General features: G+C 58.1%; 16 protein-coding genes. 12 read left to right on the forward strand and 4 right to left on the reverse strand.

Features of this window, described 5'->3' with window-relative positions; all coding sequences use genetic code 11:
* The 9 genes from PHX69_RS08540 to PHX69_RS08580 form a co-directional block, all read left to right on the forward strand.
* Positions 1-308, forward strand: a 308-nt coding sequence (locus tag PHX69_RS08540) for a redoxin family protein (protein WP_288043303.1), incomplete at its 5' end; no start/stop codon positions are given.
* 417 nt (positions 309-725) lie between these two features.
* Positions 726-1,088 carry a hypothetical protein gene (locus PHX69_RS08545; protein ID WP_288043304.1) on the forward strand — a complete coding sequence of 121 codons (363 nt, stop codon included), beginning with the start codon at positions 726-728 and terminating at the stop codon, positions 1,086-1,088.
* Complete coding sequence (locus PHX69_RS16155) at positions 1,054-1,152, forward strand: DUF1010 domain-containing protein (RefSeq protein ID WP_353852406.1); 99 nt, start codon at positions 1,054-1,056, stop codon at positions 1,150-1,152. Before PHX69_RS08545 ends, PHX69_RS16155 begins: the two co-directional genes overlap by 35 nt.
* 29 nt (positions 1,153-1,181) lie before the next feature.
* Positions 1,182-1,472, forward strand: a complete 291-nt coding sequence (locus PHX69_RS08550; protein WP_288043305.1) for a DUF1010 domain-containing protein — start codon at positions 1,182-1,184, stop codon at positions 1,470-1,472.
* 25 nt (positions 1,473-1,497) lie between these two features.
* Entirely contained in the window at positions 1,498-1,833 is a 336-nt protein-coding gene (locus PHX69_RS08555; protein WP_288043306.1) for a hypothetical protein, read from the forward strand.
* A gap of 511 nt (positions 1,834-2,344) precedes the next feature.
* Positions 2,345-2,647: an excalibur calcium-binding domain-containing protein gene (locus PHX69_RS08560; protein WP_288043307.1), complete on the forward strand. Its 303-nt coding sequence runs from the start codon at positions 2,345-2,347 to the stop codon at positions 2,645-2,647.
* A gap of 1,994 nt (positions 2,648-4,641) precedes the next feature.
* A complete protein-coding gene (locus tag PHX69_RS08565; RefSeq protein ID WP_288043308.1) occupies positions 4,642-4,965 on the forward strand; it encodes a DUF2834 domain-containing protein in 324 nt (107 codons plus the stop codon).
* Between the two features lie 67 nt (positions 4,966-5,032).
* A complete protein-coding gene (locus PHX69_RS16195; protein ID WP_502958504.1) occupies positions 5,033-5,770 on the forward strand; it encodes a GNAT family N-acetyltransferase in 738 nt (245 codons plus the stop codon).
* 41 nt (positions 5,771-5,811) lie between these two features.
* Positions 5,812-6,528, forward strand: coding sequence for a hypothetical protein (locus tag PHX69_RS08580; protein WP_288043310.1), 717 nt, complete (start codon positions 5,812-5,814; stop codon positions 6,526-6,528).
* A 308-nt stretch (positions 6,529-6,836) separates the two neighbouring features.
* Here the strand turns inward: PHX69_RS08580 and PHX69_RS08585 are convergent, their stop codons facing one another.
* Together PHX69_RS08585 and PHX69_RS08590 are read right to left on the reverse strand one after the other, a co-directional pair.
* A complete protein-coding gene (locus PHX69_RS08585; RefSeq protein ID WP_288043311.1) occupies positions 6,837-8,198 on the reverse strand; it encodes a Fic family protein in 1,362 nt (453 codons plus the stop codon).
* Positions 8,199-8,306: 108 nt separating this feature from the next.
* Positions 8,307-9,503, reverse strand: coding sequence for an alpha/beta hydrolase family protein (locus PHX69_RS08590; protein ID WP_288043313.1), 1,197 nt, complete (start codon positions 9,501-9,503; stop codon positions 8,307-8,309).
* 152 nt (positions 9,504-9,655) lie between these two features.
* Here PHX69_RS08590 and PHX69_RS08595 point away from each other — a divergent pair, with 152 nt between their 5' ends.
* Complete coding sequence (locus PHX69_RS08595) at positions 9,656-11,551, forward strand: propionate--CoA ligase (RefSeq protein WP_288043314.1); 1,896 nt, start codon at positions 9,656-9,658, stop codon at positions 11,549-11,551.
* Between the two features lie 62 nt (positions 11,552-11,613).
* On the opposite strand, the gene PHX69_RS08600 is transcribed toward PHX69_RS08595, so the two are convergent.
* Together PHX69_RS08600 and PHX69_RS08605 are read right to left on the reverse strand one after the other, a co-directional pair.
* Positions 11,614-14,616, reverse strand: a complete 3,003-nt coding sequence (locus tag PHX69_RS08600) for a sensor domain-containing protein (protein ID WP_288043315.1) — start codon at positions 14,614-14,616, stop codon at positions 11,614-11,616.
* 100 nt (positions 14,617-14,716) lie between these two features.
* Positions 14,717-15,235: a methylated-DNA--[protein]-cysteine S-methyltransferase gene (locus PHX69_RS08605; RefSeq protein WP_288043317.1), complete on the reverse strand. Its 519-nt coding sequence runs from the start codon at positions 15,233-15,235 to the stop codon at positions 14,717-14,719.
* 192 nt (positions 15,236-15,427) lie between these two features.
* Between PHX69_RS08605 and PHX69_RS08610 the strand changes: the two genes are divergently transcribed.
* Both PHX69_RS08610 and PHX69_RS08615 read left to right on the forward strand, forming a co-directional pair.
* Positions 15,428-16,816 carry a phosphomannomutase/phosphoglucomutase gene (locus tag PHX69_RS08610; protein ID WP_288043318.1) on the forward strand — a complete coding sequence of 463 codons (1,389 nt, stop codon included), beginning with the start codon at positions 15,428-15,430 and terminating at the stop codon, positions 16,814-16,816.
* A 2-nt stretch (positions 16,817-16,818) separates the two neighbouring features.
* Positions 16,819-18,219: a 3-deoxy-D-manno-octulosonic acid transferase gene (locus PHX69_RS08615; protein ID WP_288043319.1), complete on the forward strand. Its 1,401-nt coding sequence runs from the start codon at positions 16,819-16,821 to the stop codon at positions 18,217-18,219.
* Positions 18,220-18,352 lie beyond the last annotated feature (133 nt).

Here is an 18,352-nt window from a genome sequence, read left to right on the forward strand (position 1 = left end):
ATCGTGACAATTACGCTGAACTCAAACGTAATAGCATAGGCATTTACGGCATAAGCACTCAAAAATCGGAGGCACAAAAGGAAGCATCTAATCGTTTGGGGTTGCCTTATCCGCTTTTGAGCGATGAAAAAAATTCTTTTTCTTCAGCTTTAAAATTACCTATGCTTGAAGTTGGCGGTTCAAAATTGATCAAAAGACTGACGCTAATTCTTAAAGATGGAGTGATAAAAAAATGCTTTTATCCTGTATTTCCACCTGATAGAAACGTTGTTGAGGTGATAGCTTGGCTCTCCGAAAAAAAAGCCTAACCCTACGCTCAAGCGGGACTGCACAAAAGCGCGCAGCCCCTTAGCTCCACGTTAGCAATAAATGAAACACGATTGCCCTCACTGTGGGACAAAGCTTACATGGAGGCTAGAGCGTGTTATGAACTTCTGTGCAAGTCATTGATTTTATTGAAGAATTCCACGATTTCCACTTTTGAAAAAACGTGCGTAAGTGCTTATCACAAAAGAGAATTTTTCAAAGTTCATAACACGCTCTAGTCAAATCCAAGGCGCTTGCTGGAGAGCGGAGAATTCTTCCCAACAAAGCAGTTTTCAATTCCACAGAATCTTGGCGAAACCGATGCAAAAACCGTCTAACAATTCGATCCAGGGGACAGCCCGCAAGCGGGCTTCTCTCCCTGCGGTCGGTGCCCCTGATCTCAAACGTTAGAGCAAAACATGCGCCACAGCACATCCCGTATTGCAGATGAGTTCTGGCATAGAGGAGCACTTTCTTTACTAGGAGCGCTACTCGGCTCAAGTGCCGTACTTCTCGTCGGAATATTTCTCAGATACGCCCTTCATTTTTCTGTAGATTTAAGTCGAATAGCTATAGCAGGCATCACTGCTGGAGCATTTTTAGGTGCAATTCTTCCAAATTTTCTTCTTCTAGGTATTCAGGCATTTTTTTATTTCATACTTGGTATTTTTTGCGCAATTGGAAACGGTGCTGGGATAGATACCCCTGAAAACACGCCAAAATGGTTGCTAGCAATGATGCTGTTCGGTGCCGCATACTTCTTCGTATTTTCCAGCTTATGAATACTGTTCTAACCATTCGCTCAAGCCGACCCGCATACTGCGGGCGGCTTACCTAGTCCGTTAGTACCACTGAAACCCATCTTTATTTCGCCCATGCTTTTTAAAACGGCATTCAATTTCTCAAGCGTTGTTCAGCGCTGGGTTTGTCGTTTCTCTGGGCTTCGCCTGGTGGCGTTACGCTGGTTTGTGCTTTTTTTGGCCTATGGCCCTTGTGTAGCAAGCGCAAGCAGCTATTGTTTTCGTAGTGCTGTGCCGCCTCGGTGGCGCTGCGCTTTTTCGCAGTTCGTGCCCGTCGCCAAATCCAAGTTATCGGTTTTGGCTTCTTGCTCTAACATTTCGGTCAAGCCGACCCGCCTTCGGCGGTCGGCTTACCTCGCCCGTTAGGGCGCACACGAAAATGCCTAGGTGGTTGAAGCGTCTCCTTGTAGGTTTAGCCAAGATCATCGTTGCGATTGTGGTCGTGTTCAGTTTGTTTCTCGGCTACGGCAGCTATGCCGAGCGGTCGGCCACTCGCAAAGCATCCGCTATGTGTTCGTCCATTCATCTCGGCGATTCGACCGAAGACTTGCGTCCGCGTGCACTTGCTGATGGAGCAAGCGAATTCCAAAGCCGCTGGTTCAAGGCAGACGGCGTGGATATGCTTTACATCACATACGTCGGGCTGTCGCCGTTTTCTAGGCATATGTGTGTGGTTAGAGCGCAAGGTGGCCGAGTTGTATCAGCCAACGAGTCGTACCTTGATTAAGGTGCGTGCAGCCTAACCATTCGCTCAAGCGGACAGCTTCCAGCTGCCGCTTACCTTAGTTCGTTAGGTTTCAGTTATATTTATGGCAAAAATTAATAAATGGCATTTAGAACCGAAAGAAACAACATGGAGCACGTCCTTGTATTGGCGTGACTCAGATCCATTCGACGTTGTCATTACTCCAGATCAAAAGCACGCTAGAAACCCTAACGGGCTTGGTTATCGAAGCAGCCTATCCCAATCTAGGAATTTCAATATGACAAATAAGTGCGTAACAATGACACACATTCCGACTGGAATTGAGTCTCATGGTCGTTTTTTTGGTTTCTATACCAGAAGTGAAATCCAAAAAATGCATGAATCGTTGATGGTTTTGATTTTTCAAAACTTAGAAAATAAAGTGGCAAAACATTTAAAAATCAGAGGACGACAAAATTCCTAACCTTTCGTTGTAGTGGACTGCCTACGGCAGCCGCTAAACTCTACCGTTAGCCAATTAATAGGAGAGAGTGTGTTTCGCATCCTTCTCGTTGCCCTACTCGCCTTTAGCGCTTGGAAGGGCTATGAAAAATATCAATCTCAGCGCGCAGCCCAACAATTTCAAGGGATACCCCAAGAGATTGATATTTCAAATAACTCTTCTAGGCGCAATCGAAATATTGATATAACGCCAAAATTCCAATGTGATGGCCGAACCCATTGCTCTCAAATGACTTCTTGCGAAGAAGCCACCTTTTTTCTTAAAAATTGCCCTGGCACAAAAATGGACGGGAACAATGATGGCGTCCCATGCGAACAGCAGTGGTGCAAATGAAAATTGCAAATCAATCCATCAGGGCTAACAGTTCGTCACAGCCGACCGCCTTACGGCAGCGGCTGAACTCAGGGCGTTAGCCTATGAAAAAGAATGATGGATCATCGAATTGGCTTTGGCTCATTGACATGGCTGAAGTCGCTGTCCGCATTGGCCTAATTTCAAGTGCAGCAGTTGTCGCTGTCCTTGGTCAGTTTGTCCTTTCCGCCATTTTTCTACTTATAGCTTTTGGCATTTTTTTGCGATTTAAGCGTAAAAAGAAGGTATAGTCATTTGGGCTTTCTGGTCTAACAACTCGTCGCAGCCGACCGCTGCGCTGCGGCTGAATTCAAGGCGTTAGGCGCACACATAACTAATTCCTACTTTCGCAAGAGAAGGATATGTATTGGTACTTCATAATCTTAAGCTGCTCCTTAGTTGTACTTGCCATAGCTTTATTATTTTATAGATTGCACCTATTATTTACAGGTAGCAGGGTTTCTGGTGTAGTCACTAATTTCATCACTCGAAAAAGAACCCTTACTGGTGCGGCCGAATCAACACTTATAGAAATTTCTTACAAGAATTCGAGTGGAGTTACCTGCAAATTTGAGGCTGACAATGGATTATTGGTTTATATCTATAAAATGGGGGATTCAGTGAGTCTATCAGAGAGAAATGGAAAAATAATCGTTAATTCATTATTCAATATTCTCATTGCGCCCATTTTCTTATTTACAATGAGTTATGTAATTTTTACTTTTCTAATCTAACAATGCGCTCAAGCGGACGGCTTCTAGCCCATCCCATTACACACAAGTTTTTTCTCTTTTGAAAACAACGGGTTAGGCAAAAATTGCGTGAGGGCAAGCGGCTACCAAACAGCTTCTGCACCTGCCAAAAGTACGTAAAAACCGCTCAATCTGCCTAATTTTTAGGCGGATTGTGGCCTTTTTCCACATTGCAGGAATGCTCAGCAGACTTGTGTGTAATGGGATGCTTCTAGCCGCCGCTTACCTTAATTCGTTAGTCGCCTCAAGATGTTTTTGCTGCCGGTGATTATTTTTCCGCTTGTCTTCGGGCTTGCAATATTTCGCCTGTACCAGATACCAAAAAAACTCTTGTCTGGAGAGTTGCGACTACCTGCTCGGTATTGCACAATATTATTTAGAGCGTGTTATGAACTTCTGTGCAAGTCATTGATTTTATTGAAGAATTCCACGATTTCCACTTTTGAAAAAACGTGCGTAAGTGCTTATCACAAAAGAGAATTTTTCAAAGTTCATAACACGCTCTAGTGCAACTGTATGTGCTTACTTTGTGCTATTAATATATACCGTATTATTAATCGTATCTCTAGTCCTTGCCCTATTTTTTGCAGAAAATATTGCATCAGCATACTTCTCGCTAATTATCTATGTTGCTGCATATCCATTTGTTTACATCGGAGTGGCATGGATCTTTTACTATGGTCTTAGCCGTCGTGTCTAACCTGGCAATCAAGTCGACTCACCTTCGGCGGGCAGCTTAATTTCAACGTTAGTCGCTATGAAGAAAAAAATAAAACACTGAAGCTGCTGAATACGTTTCTGACTGTTTCATTTTCATTCAGTTTGACTGCAATACTAACGATTGCTCCCGCAGCCTTTGGTTTTGGCTGGCCGTACTCATCAAAAATTGGCAGTATTCTCGCAGTATTCTCATGGATAATCGGAATAGGTGCATGGGGAATTCTTATTGCTATGGGGATAGCATGGGCCTATGATAAAAAGCTTCACAGAGCCATTCCTATTACAGGAACCATAATAGGGACTTTAAGCATTTTGCCGTGGATTCCTACCGTAATTCCTATGATTACACTCACACCAGCTTTAATACTGGCAGTCAGGCTTGTTTGCTATCATTTAAATAAAACGAATGACGATACAGGGTGCGTTGCCAGCTAAAAATGCGCTCAAGCGGACAGCTTCCAGCTGCTGCTTACCTCAGTTCGTTAAGCTTTGCAGGAAAAAAACGTGCAGATTTTCTACATCCTTCTTTGTATTGCTGGCGCGGCATTGCCCCTCTCGCAGTTCGTCCCCTGGCTTTCTGCACATGGCCTTAATGTGCCTCTTCTGTTGCAGCAGGCCACATCAAACCACATCGCCGCATTCGCTTGGGCTGATGTTCTGATCTCAGGCATCGTTGTTGCTGTGTTCTTACTTGTTGAGGGGCGCAAGCTTGCAATGCGTCGCTTGTGGCTACCGTTATCTTGTCTTATGGTCGGCCCTTCATTGGCATTGCCGCTATTTCTGTTGTTGCGGGAGCGGCATCTTGCGGCGACAGCTCCTAACCATTAATTCAAGCCGATGCCGATTCGCAGCGCAGATTAATTCAGGCGTTAGGCTGAATAATAAAATACACAAGATGCTAAAAGTTATTGCTCAAGATTTCATCAAGCCTGAACATATTCAGGATGTCATGCCTCTTTACCGAGAGCTTGTGGCAAGAACCAAAGAAGAACCGCTGTGCGTGTCGTACGATCTTTACATCGACCAAAAGGATCCTGGGCACTTCGTATTCATAGAGGAATGGCCTGACCGTGCAGCATTGGACGTGCATTGCAACACTGAGCACTTCAAGAGGCTGGTGCCACTGATAGACAAGCACCAAAGATCACCGGGAACCTACTTGCTTATGGATGCATATATGCGTACTACCATCAGGCAAGCCATGAGTGCAGACACGTATGCCGTCGCTGAGCTCTTCGACTTGTATCGCCAGTTCTATGAGCAGCCATCCGATCTGCCCCGTGCAAACACATTTATCAGAGAGCGAATCGATAAAAAGGAATCTGTGATTTTGGTCGCTGAATCCGATACAAATGGGTTAGTTGGCTTTTGCCAGCTTTACCCGACGTTCTGCTCTGTAGAGGCACAACCTATTTACACGCTCTATGACCTGTTCGTGTTGCCAGCCGCTCGCAAGGGTGGCGTGGGTCGAATGCTCTTGTGCGCAGCGCAGGCGCGAGCCCAAGCAGATGGCAAAGTGCGCATGGATCTCACCACCGCGCGAACGAACCACCAAGCCCAGCGCCTCTACGAGTCCTTGGGTTGGCTGCGCGATGACTTGTTTTTGGCCTATAGCCGACATGTGGTTCGGTAAATCAAAATAAATAAATTTTTTGAAAAATTAAAGGATTTGCAATGTCAATTGAGGCCAGGATCAGAGTAATTGCAACTTTTGTCGATGAAAAAATTGCATCCCAGGCTGAGTTGGAATTAAAAAATTCTTTGATTGAAAACGATCATGAGCTTGCTCAGGCGCTGAATGCCATATATCCAGTGGCCAATCAAATTGACTACAAAGACGAATTGATCAATGTCGAAAAGATGGGGAGAAATGGTTGCAAGTTAACTATTGATTCTTATACTTATACATCAGAGAATCCGGTATGGTTTGTAAAATCTTTGGCAAAGCTTGGTGCTGAAAAAATTCATATCATAGGGAGCTGGGATGGAAATATTCAAAATTATTATTTTCTGAATGGAAGCAAAGTCCCAAAGAAAAAATTTTTCGGTGAATCTCCTGAGAATTCATTGAGCGCAAAAAATTTTGAAATTGGTAATGGATTATTTCTGCCGAATGGACGAGTCAAAGTGAGGGCGAGGCTGATTTCAACCTGGGCTGTTGGTGATATTTATGAGAGCACAGGAATGGAATTCAAAACGCTGGAAGGAGATGTGTTTTTTTACAAAGGCAGGGGCGTTATTCTGGATGTTCTCTGGAATTCAACAACGGAAGAATTCGATAAATCTGTTGTTATTGAATTTAGCGCTGTATTTGAAGTAGAGAAAAAAGGGGGGCAATATGCATCGTTTGCCAAAAGGCCAACAAAAGTAGTTCAAATTCTGGGGTTGTAAAAAATGCTTTACGAGCAACTGGCTTATCTGTATCTCGCTGCGGTGGTTCCGGCTTTGCGATTGGTACGTGGTTGCTCGTGAGCAGAAAAGGCTTGCCCAGCCACCCCGCGCTGGGGCGGGTGTATCTGGTGCTGATGGGGTACCTCGCGGCGTGCCGGGGCTGGCAAGGCGCAAAAGCCGGGTTTGATTTGCTTCAAAAAGCGTAGCTGCTTGCGCTTGCTGCGCAAGGGCTGGAGCCGTTTTTCTTCACAATTTTGAGGGGCACTCTGCATCTGCTGGCGCAGTGCTGCCTTCAGGAGTGGGCCGCTTCAATGCCTACGCTGCACTTTCCACGCAGCGTACTCCGATGGCCGCAAACCATAGCGTGCCAGCACGCCTTCGTGCAGCCGTCGCAGCTCTTCCACCATCAGGGCCTGCACGGCGGGCTGCTCGCCCGCTGGAACGTGCTCGGCTACGCAGCGCTGAATGCTGGAGAGCGGATCGCGCTCGGGCTGGGTGATGACCTCGCGCAGGGTTTGTCTGATCAAGTCGCGCCAGGTCAGGCGCAGCGGATCGGGTTCCGCCAGGTTTTGCTGGATGGCCAGATATTCCTGCGTCGATCGTTCATAGGCCCATACATAAAGGTCGCGCAGCAGCTCTACCCGGGTCATTTCATACACGCCCAGGGTGGCGCGGCTGTAAGCCTGTTCCGGCACGTCCAGAAAAGTCAACGGACAGAGGTTGGCGCGAAACAGTGGCAAATTGCTGGCCAGGCGCGCGGTGCGTTTGTTGATGTCTGCAAACGGCTGCAAGTAGGGCAAGTGCACCATCATGAAAAAAGACTGCTCGAACGGGTCACCAATCTGGTTGGCTTTGCTCAGCAGTGCATCCAGTGCGTTGTCAATCTGCTGCGGTGCAGACAGTGGGCGATAAACGCTTTGGCCAATATCGACGGCATGCTGGCGAATGCGCCCTTCATCGGTGGGGTTGGGCAGCAGGTTTTCTGCCAGGGCGCTGTGCAAGTTCATCAAGGTGTAGCGGTTGAACTGGGCACTGTCGATGTTTTCTACCAGCAGCTCGATGGCCCTCTTGTGGTTCAGGATCATCTGTGTTTCAAGGGCGGCTTTGCCTTGGGCCGCCTTGCCGTGCTCGATGAGTTCAAGTGTGTCGAGCCGGGAGTACGTGTTGCCTTCCAGGTGGCTCGATGCCCAGGATAGATCGATCAGCAATCGGTTCAGAATGGCACGGCTATAGGTGCCAGCAGGCGCGCCAAAGTCGGTGGTTCTGCCCATTTTGTGCAATTGGCGGCGCAGCGATTGCGACAAATACCAGGTTGCATTGGGCTGGTAGGCATCCAGAAACTCATGTTGGTAGCCCACGGGCTTGCGCGCTGGGGCGGGCTGATTGATATAGGCCAGGATGTCCTGGCTGTCAGCAGACAGGGGAATGAAGGGGGGGAATACGTCGGTGGGGCTGGCTGCCGCACCTGTGCCCAAGGTGGTGCCAGCGCCAAAATAACGGCGGGCTCTGCCTTCACCCAGCGCATAAATTTGGCCACTCTCCAGCAGCTTTGCCACCAGGCGCTGTGCCGTGCGCCTTGCCACGCCGGGGTGCTCGGTCAGGAGTTCGGCCAGCGTCAATCCATGTGGGGATGCCTGGATGCTGCTCAGTAAGTCTGTGGTGTATGGCATGGCCGTGTTGGCGCAGTTTTTGGCGCTGTTTGGGGTGTTTCTGGCGCTATTTTGGCGCAGTTCTGGCGCAGTTCGCCAAACTGCGCCACTTTGGCGCTGAAGCCGCCTTTACAGCCCCTGCGCCTGCGCCCCCAGCTGGCGCAGCATGAAGTCCAGGAACGAGGGCACGCATTCAAGGTGGCCTGCCGGGGTGGCGGGGCAGTCGTTCAGGCTGACCAGATCACCGGCGCCCTGGGCCTGCATGGCTTGCACGGTGCTGGCTGCGCTGGCGTAGGGCACGGTGCGGTCGTCCTTGCCGTGGTAGAAGCGCACCGGCAAGGTGGGGCGCCACTGGTGGACGTTGCTCAGGCGGTTCAGGTTGGGCACGTCGTCTGACAAGAAGTTGTCGATGAAGGTGGCATCAATCACCACATCGGCGTCGTTGGGCAGCAGGGCCTTGAGCAGTGCGCGGCGCACTTCGCGCTGGGCGCTGCCACCCAGGTGGCGCAAAAAGCCGGGGTTGATCAGCGCGCCCACCACTTTATTCTCCTGCCGCACCACGTCCACCAGGCCATCCATGGTGGCCTGCACGTTGTAGGGGCCTGCGCCCACCACCACTTGGCGCAGGTTTTGCAGGTGCGGCGAGTTGCCCCACTGCAAGGCGCGGTGCGCGGCCAGCGTGACGTAGCCGCCTTCGGAGTAGCCGGTCATGAAGAGCTGGCCGTTGTCGGCCACGCCCTGCTGGCGGCGCCAGGTTTGTGCGGCGGTCAGAAAATCCACCACCGCTGCGGCGGAGGGGCCCGAGAGCAAATAAGGGTGGGGCGCGCCCTTGGAGGCGCCGTAGCCCACGTAATCGGGCGCCAGCACGATGTAGCCCACCGAGGCCATCACCAGCGCCACCTCCGAGGCCACGGCGTTGTTGCTGGGCGCCTCGCTGTCCCGAAAAATCGTGCCGTGCTGGTAGCTCAGCACCGGGCTGGCGGCGCCTGCGGCCTTGGCAGGCACGCCCACCAGCCCCGAGGCACGGATGGGTTGGCCATTCACATCGGAGGTGGTGTATTCAAGCCGGTAGGCCAGCACGTCGTAGCGTGGCACCAGGTCGGGGATGCGCGAGTCCTGCGCTTGCAGGGCCTGGGCAATGTCAGTGGCCGCGATGGAGCCCAGCAGCGTGGCGCTCTGCAATTGCCCCGCGCCCGCCGGGTTGACCGGCACCACGGGCTGCTCAGGCCCGGGGTCTTCGCCATCGCCACCGCCGCAAGCGGCCAGCGCCGCAACCAGAACCCAGGTGGCGGCCACACGGGGCCAGCGAAGAAAAGCAGTTTGCATAGGAAATCGTCTCAAAAATGGGGTCAGATTCTAATTTGTTCGGCCTGGACGGAAGGCTGTGCCGGTGGGGCGTCAGGTTCCCGCAAGCGCAGGCTGAATAATTATGAATTCAAAAATTGCTGAAACCTGTGTGCGCAACCCGGAGACATTGCATGACCAGCTACGCCGACTTTCACCAACGTTCCATTACCGAGCGCGATGCCTTCTGGGCCGAACAGGCCCGCCTGATTGACTGGCAAACGCCGCCGCAGCAGATTTGCGACTACAGCAACCCGCCGTTTGCGCGCTGGTTTGTGGGCGGCACCACCAACCTGTGCCACAACGCCGTCGATCGCCACCTGGCCGAGCGCGCCGACCAGGCGGCGCTGGTGGCCATTTCCACCGAAACCAACACCGAACGCAGCTACAGCTTTGCCGAGCTGCACGCCGAGGTGCAGCGCATGGCCGCCAGCCTGCAAGCGCTGGGCGTGAAGAAGGGCGACCGCGTCCTGATCTACATGCCCATGATTGCCGAGGCCGCCTTTGCCATGCTGGCCTGTGTGCGCATTGGTGCGCTGCATTCGGTGGTGTTTGGCGGTTTTGCGGCCGGTTCGCTGGCCACGCGCATTGAAGATGCCGAGCCGGTGGCCGTGGTCAGTGCCGATGCCGGTTCGCGCGGCGGCAAGGTCGTGCCCTACAAGCCGCTGCTGGACGAGGCCATTGCCCTGTCCAAGCACAAGCCCCAGGCGGTGCTGATGGTCAACCGGGGCCTGGCGCCCATGCCGCTGCAAGCCGGACGCGACCACGACTGGTCGGCCCTGCGCACGCTGCACCTGGATGCGCAGGTGCCCTGCGAATGGCTGGAATCGACCGAACCCAGCTACACCCTCTACACCAGCGGCACCACCGGCAAACCCAAGGGCGTGCAGCGCGACACCGGCGGCTACACCGTGGCGCTGGCGGCCAGCATGAAGCACATCTTTGATGGCAAGGCGGGCCAGACCTTCTTTGCCACCAGTGATATCGGCTGGGTGGTGGGCCACAGCTACATCATTTACGGCCCGCTGATTGCGGGCATGACCACCATCATGTACGAGGGCCTGCCCACCCGCCCCGACGCAGGCATCTGGTGGAGCATTGTCGAAAAGTACCAGGTCACGCACATGTTCTCGGCGCCCACAGCGGTGCGGGTGCTGAAAAAGCAAGACCCGGCGTATCTGGCCAAATACAACGTCTCCAGCCTCAAGGCGCTGTGGCTGGCCGGAGAGCCGCTGGACGAACCCACCGCGCAGTGGATCAGCGGCTCGCTCAACGTGCCGATCATCGACAACTACTGGCAGACCGAAACCGGCTGGCCCATCCTCACGCTGGCCAACGGCGTCGAGCAGCAAGCCACCCGTTTTGGCAGCCCCGGCAAGGCGGTGTATGGCTACAACGTCAAGCTGATTGACGAGGCGACAGGCGAAGAACTCACGGCGCCCAACCAAAAGGGCGTGGTGGCCATCGAAGGCCCGCTGCCCCCCGGCTGCATGCAAACCGTCTGGCGCGACGACGACCGCTTTGTCAACACCTACTGGAAGAGCATTCCGGGCCGCCTGGTCTACAGCACCTTTGACTGGGGCATCCGCGATGCCGATGGCTACTACTTCATCCTGGGCCGCACCGATGACGTGATCAACGTGGCCGGCCACCGCCTGGGCACGCGCGAGATCGAAGAGTGCATCTCGGCCCACCCCAACGTGGCCGAAGTGGCCGTGGTGGGCGTGGCCGACAACCTCAAGGGCCAGGTGGCGCTGGCCTTTGCCGTGCCGCGCGATGCCAGCAGCCTCAACAGCGATGCCGACCGCGCCGCCCTGGAGGCCGAGGTGATGAAGCAGGTGGATGCGCAACTGGGCGCCGTGGCCCGGCCATCGCGTGTGTACTTTGTCGCGCTGCTGCCCAAAACGCGCAGCGGCAAGCTGCTGCGCCGCGCCCTGCAAGCCGTGGCAGAAAAGCGCGACCCGGGCGATCTGACCACCATGGAAGACCCCGCCGTGCTGCAACAGGTGCGTGACATGGTCGGCCCATGACCTGAATCTGCTCTTGAAATGAGAGCTGCCAGCGCTTACTGGGTAAGGGCTGGCAGCTTTTTTTATTCTTCTTCGATGGTGATGTGCATCTCGGTGCTGTATTGCCACGGCTCGGGCGCTTTCCACTGGGGCGCCCAGGCGATGAAGTCTTGCAGTGGCATGGGCCGCGCGATGCAGTAGCCCTGGGCCAGGCGGCAGCCCAGCTCCAACAGCATGCTGCCCTGGGGCACGGTTTCCACGCCCTCGGCAATGACGTGGTAGCCAAACGAGTGCGCCAGCCCGATCACCCCCTGCACGATGGCCAGGTCGCCCGCATCGCCCATCATGCCGCGCACAAAGCTCTGGTCGATTTTGAGGGTGTCCAGCGGCAGGCGGCGCAGGTAGGTCAGTGACGAGTAGCCGGTGCCAAAGTCGTCCAGCGCGGTGTTGACGCCGATTTCGCGCAGTTGCAGCAGGGTTTGCGCCACTGGGGCGAGGTTGTAGAGGGCGGCCGTCTCGGTGATTTCTATCTTCAGGCTGCTCCGGGGCAGTTGCGGGTAGCGCGCCAGGCGGCTGGCCATCCAGGGGGCAAAGTCAGTTTGTTGCAGGTGCGGCGCCGTGATGTTGACGCTGATCGTGAGGTTCAGGCCCTGGGCGTGCAGGGCTTGCGCCATCTCCAGGGCGGTATCGACGACCCAGGTACCAAAGGCGATTTCCAGGGCGGTGCCCTCGATCAGCGGCAAGAACGCGGCGGGCGAGAGCACGCCTTGCTCGGGGTGCTGCCAGCGTGCCAGGGCTTCGGCGCCCACCACGGTGCCCAGGCGCATGTCCACTTTGGGCTGCAAATACAGCATGAACTGGCCGCCTTGCAGGGCGGCCTGTATGCGCGCGGTGTCGGCCTGCACCTGCTGTGCGGCGCGCTCGGAGGCGCTGTCGAACTGGTGGTAGCGGTTGCGCCCGGCCTGCTTGGCGGCGTACATGGCCTGGTCGGCGTGGCGCACCAGGGCATCGGCGTCGGCGTCGTCTTGCGGGAACAGGGTGTAGCCGATGCTGGCCGTCACGCTCACGCAGTCGTTGCCCAGGGCGTAGGGGGCGGCAATGCTGGCCATGACCTGGCGCAGCGCTTTTTCGCAATCGGTGGCGCCATGCAGGCCGGGCAGCAGGATCACGAACTCGTCGCCGCCCAGGCGGGCCACGCAGTCGGTGGCGCGCAGGGCGCGGGTCAGGCGGCCTGCGGCCATGACCAGCAGGCGGTCGCCCGCGTCGTGGCCGTGGCGGTCGTTGACGGGCTTGAAGCCGTCCAGATCCAGGTAGGCCACGCCCAGCAAGCTGCCTTGCGCCCGCGCCTGGGCCATGGCTTCGGTGAGCTTGCGCGCCAGCAGCACGCGGTTGGGCAGGCCAGTGAGGGCGTCGTGGTGGGCCAGGCGCTGCAATTGCTGCTCTTGTTCGCGCTGCTGGGTCACGTCGATGGATACGCCCAGCATGCGCAGCGGGGCGCCGCTGGCATCGTGGGCCACGGTTTTGCCCAGGTTGCGCAGCCAGCGCTGGCCACCATGGGGCAGCGGGATGCGCCAGGTGGCATCGAAGTGGGTGTCGGGCTGGGCGGTGTGGCGCTCCAGTTCGCGGGTGATTTTGGCAGCGTCTTCAGGCACCACGCAGTCTTGCCAAGGCTGGGGACGGGCGGCGCTTTCGTCGCCCGGTTGCAGGCCGCGCAGGTGCTGCCAGTGGGCATCGCCTTGCAGGGTGCCTGCGGGCAAGTCCCAGTCCCAGCGGCCCAGCGATGCGGCGGTCATGGTCAGCGAGAGCAGGGCTTCGCGCTCGCGCACCAGGGCTTCGGCGCGCTTGGAGGCGTCGATGTCCTGCATCACGCCGCGAATGCGCACGACGCGGCCATTCTCAATGACGGGTTCGCCCAGCGAGCGCATCCAGACCAGGCGGCCATCGGCACGCACGATCTCAATCTCCAGGCTCCACTCCACGCGCTCGCGGATGCACCGGCGCAGTGCGTTGCGGAAGGTGTCGTGCCAGGCCGGGGCCACGTGGCGCTGCACGTAGTCCTGGGGCAGTGGGCTGCCCGGGGGCAGGCCGTGGATGTCGTAGCACACGTCTGACCAGTACACCGGGCCGCGCGCGGGCATGTCTTCCCACACACCCAGGCGGGCCAGGCGCCCTGCCTGTTGCAACAGACTGTTGCTGGCTTGCAGGGCATCGCGCGCGTGCTGTTCCTGGGTGATGTCGTGAAAGACGAAGACAAAGCATTCTTCGCCGTCAATCTGTACCGGGTAGGCCGACATGAGGCCGGGCACGCGCGTACCGTCGAGCTTGCGTGCCACCAGGTTCAGTTTGTCCACCCGGCCATCGCGCGCAAAGGTTTCCAGCAGGCGCGTGCGCTCGTGCTCGGTGGCCCAGATGTTGAGTTCTGTGGAGGTGCGGCCCACCACGTCTTCGCGCGGCCGCCCCAGCAGTTGGCAGAACGCGGGGTTGACTTCGATGTAGCGCCCATCGGCCACGCGCGAGATGCCTGCCGGGTCGGGCAGCGCCTGGTAGATGGTGTTGTACTTGGCCTCGGAGGTGCGCAGGGCCTGCTCGGTGGCGCGGCGGGCGGTCACGTCCAGGCTCATGCCGACCATGCGCAAGGGCTTGCCGTCGGCGCCGTGTTGGGTCACGCTGCCGCGCGAGAGCACCCAGCGCCATTGGCCGTTTTTGTCGCGCACCCGCAGTTCGGCTTCGTAGGTGTGGACTTCACCGTCCATGGCCTGGCGCAAGGGGTCGGCCAGGCGGGCGGCGTCATCGGGGTGGCGCAGGCTGGTCCAGTAGGCGGTGCGTTTTTCCGGGGGTATCTCGAAGAGCCCGAACTGGGCATAGAAGTGGCCGTGGAACGAGAGCTGGCGGTTGCGCACGTCCCACTCCCACTGGCCACCGCCAGAGGCGCGGATGGCACTGATCAGCTCTTGCTCGCGCTGGCGCAGGGCCTGGTGTTCTGCCTGCAAGGTGTTGAAGGTGCGCACGCGCACCAGCGCCCACAGCAGGGCGCCCAGCAGTGCCAAGACGGTGGCGCAGGCCAGCACCAGCTGCAAATTTGTCACATTCATCCATTCTGTTTTTTGCTGGCGTGCAGTATCAGGCCCTATGGCTGGCCTGCACGGTGCCCCACCAACCCGGATTAACCCGGTTGACAAACGCGCATCAGGCGCCTGGAGGCCAGGCTCCCTCGCGCTGCAACAAGGCGGTTTTGCGCGCCAGACCACCGGCGTATCCCGTGAGGCTACCATCGCGCCCCAGCACGCGGTGGCAGGGCACCACGATGCTCAAGGGGTTGCGCCCCACCGCACTGGCCACGGCCCGCACGGCGCTGGGCCGCCCCAGCTGCTGCGCCAGGGCGCCATAGCTGGTGGTGCTGCCGGGCGCAATGCCCAGCAGGGCTTGCCACACGCTTTGCTGGAACGGCGTGCCACCGTTGTAGTCCAGGGGCACGTCAAAGTGCAGGCGCTGGCCGTCCAGGTACTGCTGCAACTGCTGGGCGGCAGCGCACAGCAGGCCGTTGTCCTCGTCATGCGGCCAGGCCTGTGCGCCATCGAGCTGTGCGGGCCAGTGGCGCTGGCCCTCAAACCACAGGCCCGACAAGCCCTGTGGCGATGCTGCCAGGCGCACGCCCCCCAGCGCTGTGACGCAGCGTTTTTGAACCGTTGTGGTGTGAAATTGCATGGTGTAAAAGTGTAGAGTGTTTTTGGCCTCAAGGCCACGTAGAACAAGCGCAAGCAGCTATGAATTTGATAGTTTTCAAAACCCCGGAAGCCCGGCTGTGGCAGGATGCGGGCAGGGCCGGGTATGGCAGCGCGCACCTACAATGCAGCCGGTTTTTTCTTCCCCCACCCGCTTCTGTGAAAGTGTGACGCCGTGCAGCTCTCTCCTTCCATCTTCAAAGCCTATGACATCCGTGGCATTGTGCCGTCCACCCTGGACGAGGCCGTGGCCCGGGGCCTGGGCCGCGCTTTTGGCACCGTGGCCCGCGCCCAGGGCCAGACCACGGTGGCCGTGGGGCGCGATGGCCGCCTGTCCGGGCCTGCACTGAGCGCCGCATTGATTGCCGGGCTGGTGGATGCGGGCATCGCCGTGATCGATGTGGGCCTGGTCACCACGCCGCTGCTGTATTTTGCGGCCAGCACCCTGTGCGCCAGCGGCATCCAGGTTACCGGCAGCCACAACCCCAAAGACTACAACGGCTTCAAGATGGTGCTGGGTGGCCGCGCCATTTACGGCGACGACATCCAGCAGCTGCGCCAAACCATGCAGGACGAGAGCTGGCAGCTGCAAGCCGGGGGCAGCGTGCGCAGCGTGGACGTGCTGGCCGCCTACACCCAGCGCATCACCAGCGACGTGAAGCTGGCGCGCCCGATGAAAATCGTGGTCGATTGCGGCAACGGCATTGCGGGCGCCTCGGCACCGGCCATTTTCCGCGCGCTGGGCTGCGAAGTCGTCGAGCTGTTCTCCGAGGTGGACGGCAACTTCCCCAACCACCACCCCGACCCCAGCAAGCCGGAAAACCTGTGCGACCTCATCGCCGCCTTGCAGGCCAGCGACGCCGAGCTGGGCCTGGCCTTTGACGGCGATGGCGACCGGCTGGGCATCGTCACCAAAGACGGCAGCAACATCTTTCCTGACCGGCAGATGATGCTGTTTGCGCAAGACGTGCTCTCGCGCGTGCCTGGCGGCCACATCCTGTTCGACGTGAAATGCACGCAGCGTTTGGCGCCCGCCATTGTCGCAGCGGGTGGCGTGCCGGTGATGTACAAAACCGGCCACTCGCTCATCAAGGCGCGCATGAAAGAGCTGGACTCGCCCCTGGGCGGCGAGATGAGCGGCCACATCTTTTTCAAAGAGCGCTGGTTCGGCTTTGACGATGGCACCTATGCGGGTTGCCGTTTGCTGGAAATCCTCAGCCGCAGCAGCGACCCCAGCGCCGTGCTCAACGGCCTGCCGACCAGCTTTTCCACGCCCGAGCTGAACGTGGCCTGTGCCGAGGGCGAGCCGCACCAGCTGACCGCGCAATTGCAGGCGTTGGCTGCCGACACCTTTGCCGCCCCGGCGCAGATCAGCACCATCGACGGCCTGCGCGTGGACTGGCCCGATGGCTTCGGCCTGATCCGCGCCAGCAACACCACGCCCGTGCTGGTGCTGCGCTTTGAGGGCCAGACGCCCGAGGCGCTGGCACGCATCGAGGCGGCCATGCTGGCGCTGCTGCACCGCGTCAAACCCGGCGCCCAGGTGGGCAGCGCGGCGCACTGAATGTGTCGCTCCTATCGCGCCTTGCCCTGGGGCTGTATTCGGCCCTGACCTGGGCGGCCCAGCCACTGCTGCGCCGCAAGCTGCGCCGCCGCGCCCTGGCCGAGCCCGGCTACGGCCTGCGCGTGGCCGAGCGTTTTGGCCACTACGGCGATGTGCCAGTGGGTGGCCACCCCGCGCCTGCTGGGCCTTTGGTTTGGATACACGCCGTCTCGCTGGGCGAAACGCGCGCTGCCGCCATCTTGCTGGGCGCGCTGCGCCAGCAACTGCCGGGCATGCGCCTGCTGCTCACCCACGGCACCGCCACGGGCCGCGCCGAGGGCGAAAAACTGTTGCAGCCCGGTGATGTGCAGGTCTGGCAGCCATGGGACACGCCCGGCGCGGTGGCACGGTTTCTGCGCCGCTTGCGGCCCGCCATCGGCATCCTGATGGAAACCGAGGTCTGGCCCAATCTGATAGCTGCCTGCCGCGCGCAGGGTGTGCCGCTGGTGCTGGCCAACGCCCGGCTGAACGATAAATCCCTGCGCCAAGCCCAGCGCATGGCCTGGCTGGCGCGCCCGGCCTACGCCGCCTTGGCGGCGGTGTGGGCGCAAACCGAGGCCGATGCCCAGCGCCTGCGCAGTCTGGGGGCGTCGGTGCAGGGCGTGTTCGGCAACCTCAAGTTCGACGTGGTGCCCGACGCCGCCCAGCTGGCCCAGGGCCGTGCCTGGCGCGCACCGCTGCCGCGCCCCGTGGTGTTGCTGGCCAGCAGCCGCGAGGGCGAGGAGGCCATGTGGCTGGAAAATTTCAAGCCACATCGGCCTCCAGGGCAGGCGCATAGGGCGCTACCAGCTATCAATAATGAAGCAAATGCGGCACGGGATACAGCAGCAAACGCAGCAAACGCAGCAAACGCCAGCGTGCAGTGGTTGATCGTGCCGCGCCACCCCCAGCGCTTTGACGAGGTAGCCCAGCTGCTGGAGCGCGCGGGCCTGCGCGTGGCGCGCCGCAGCCAGTGGGCCGATGGCCCCGACGCCCAGGCCGATGTGCTCCTGGGCGACACCCTGGGCGAGATGGCCCTGTACTACGGCCTGGCCGACGTGGCCTTGCTGGGCGGCAGTTTTGCGCCGCTGGGCGGGCAAAACCTGATCGAGGCCGCTGCCTGCACTTGCCCCGTGGTGCTGGGGCCGTACACCTTCAACTTTGCCCAGGCTGCCGAGCTGGCCTGCGCCGCTGGCGCCGCGCAGCGCGTGCCCGATATGGCGCAGGCCATGCAGCTGGCCACTGCACTGGCACACAACGCCACTGCCTTGGCCCAGGCCCAAGATGCCGCTGCGCAATTTGCCCAGGCCCACCGGGGCGCCGCGCAGGCCACGGCGCAGGCAGTGGCCGCTTTGCTGTGTCGCGATCCCATGGCCTTGGGGTAAGGCCGCGCCCGCGTGGGGCGGGGGGTTTTCATCGAAATGTCAGAATTCCGCCCTGCTGCACCATGGGGGCGTTACTCGGTCACTTTTTTTCATGTCTTCTGCTTCTTTGTTTCGGGTGGATTTGCGCCGCCTG

The sequence above is a fragment of the Simplicispira sp. genome, assembly GCF_028687295.1.
Taxonomy (GTDB): domain Bacteria; phylum Pseudomonadota; class Gammaproteobacteria; order Burkholderiales; family Burkholderiaceae_C; genus Simplicispira; species Simplicispira metamorpha.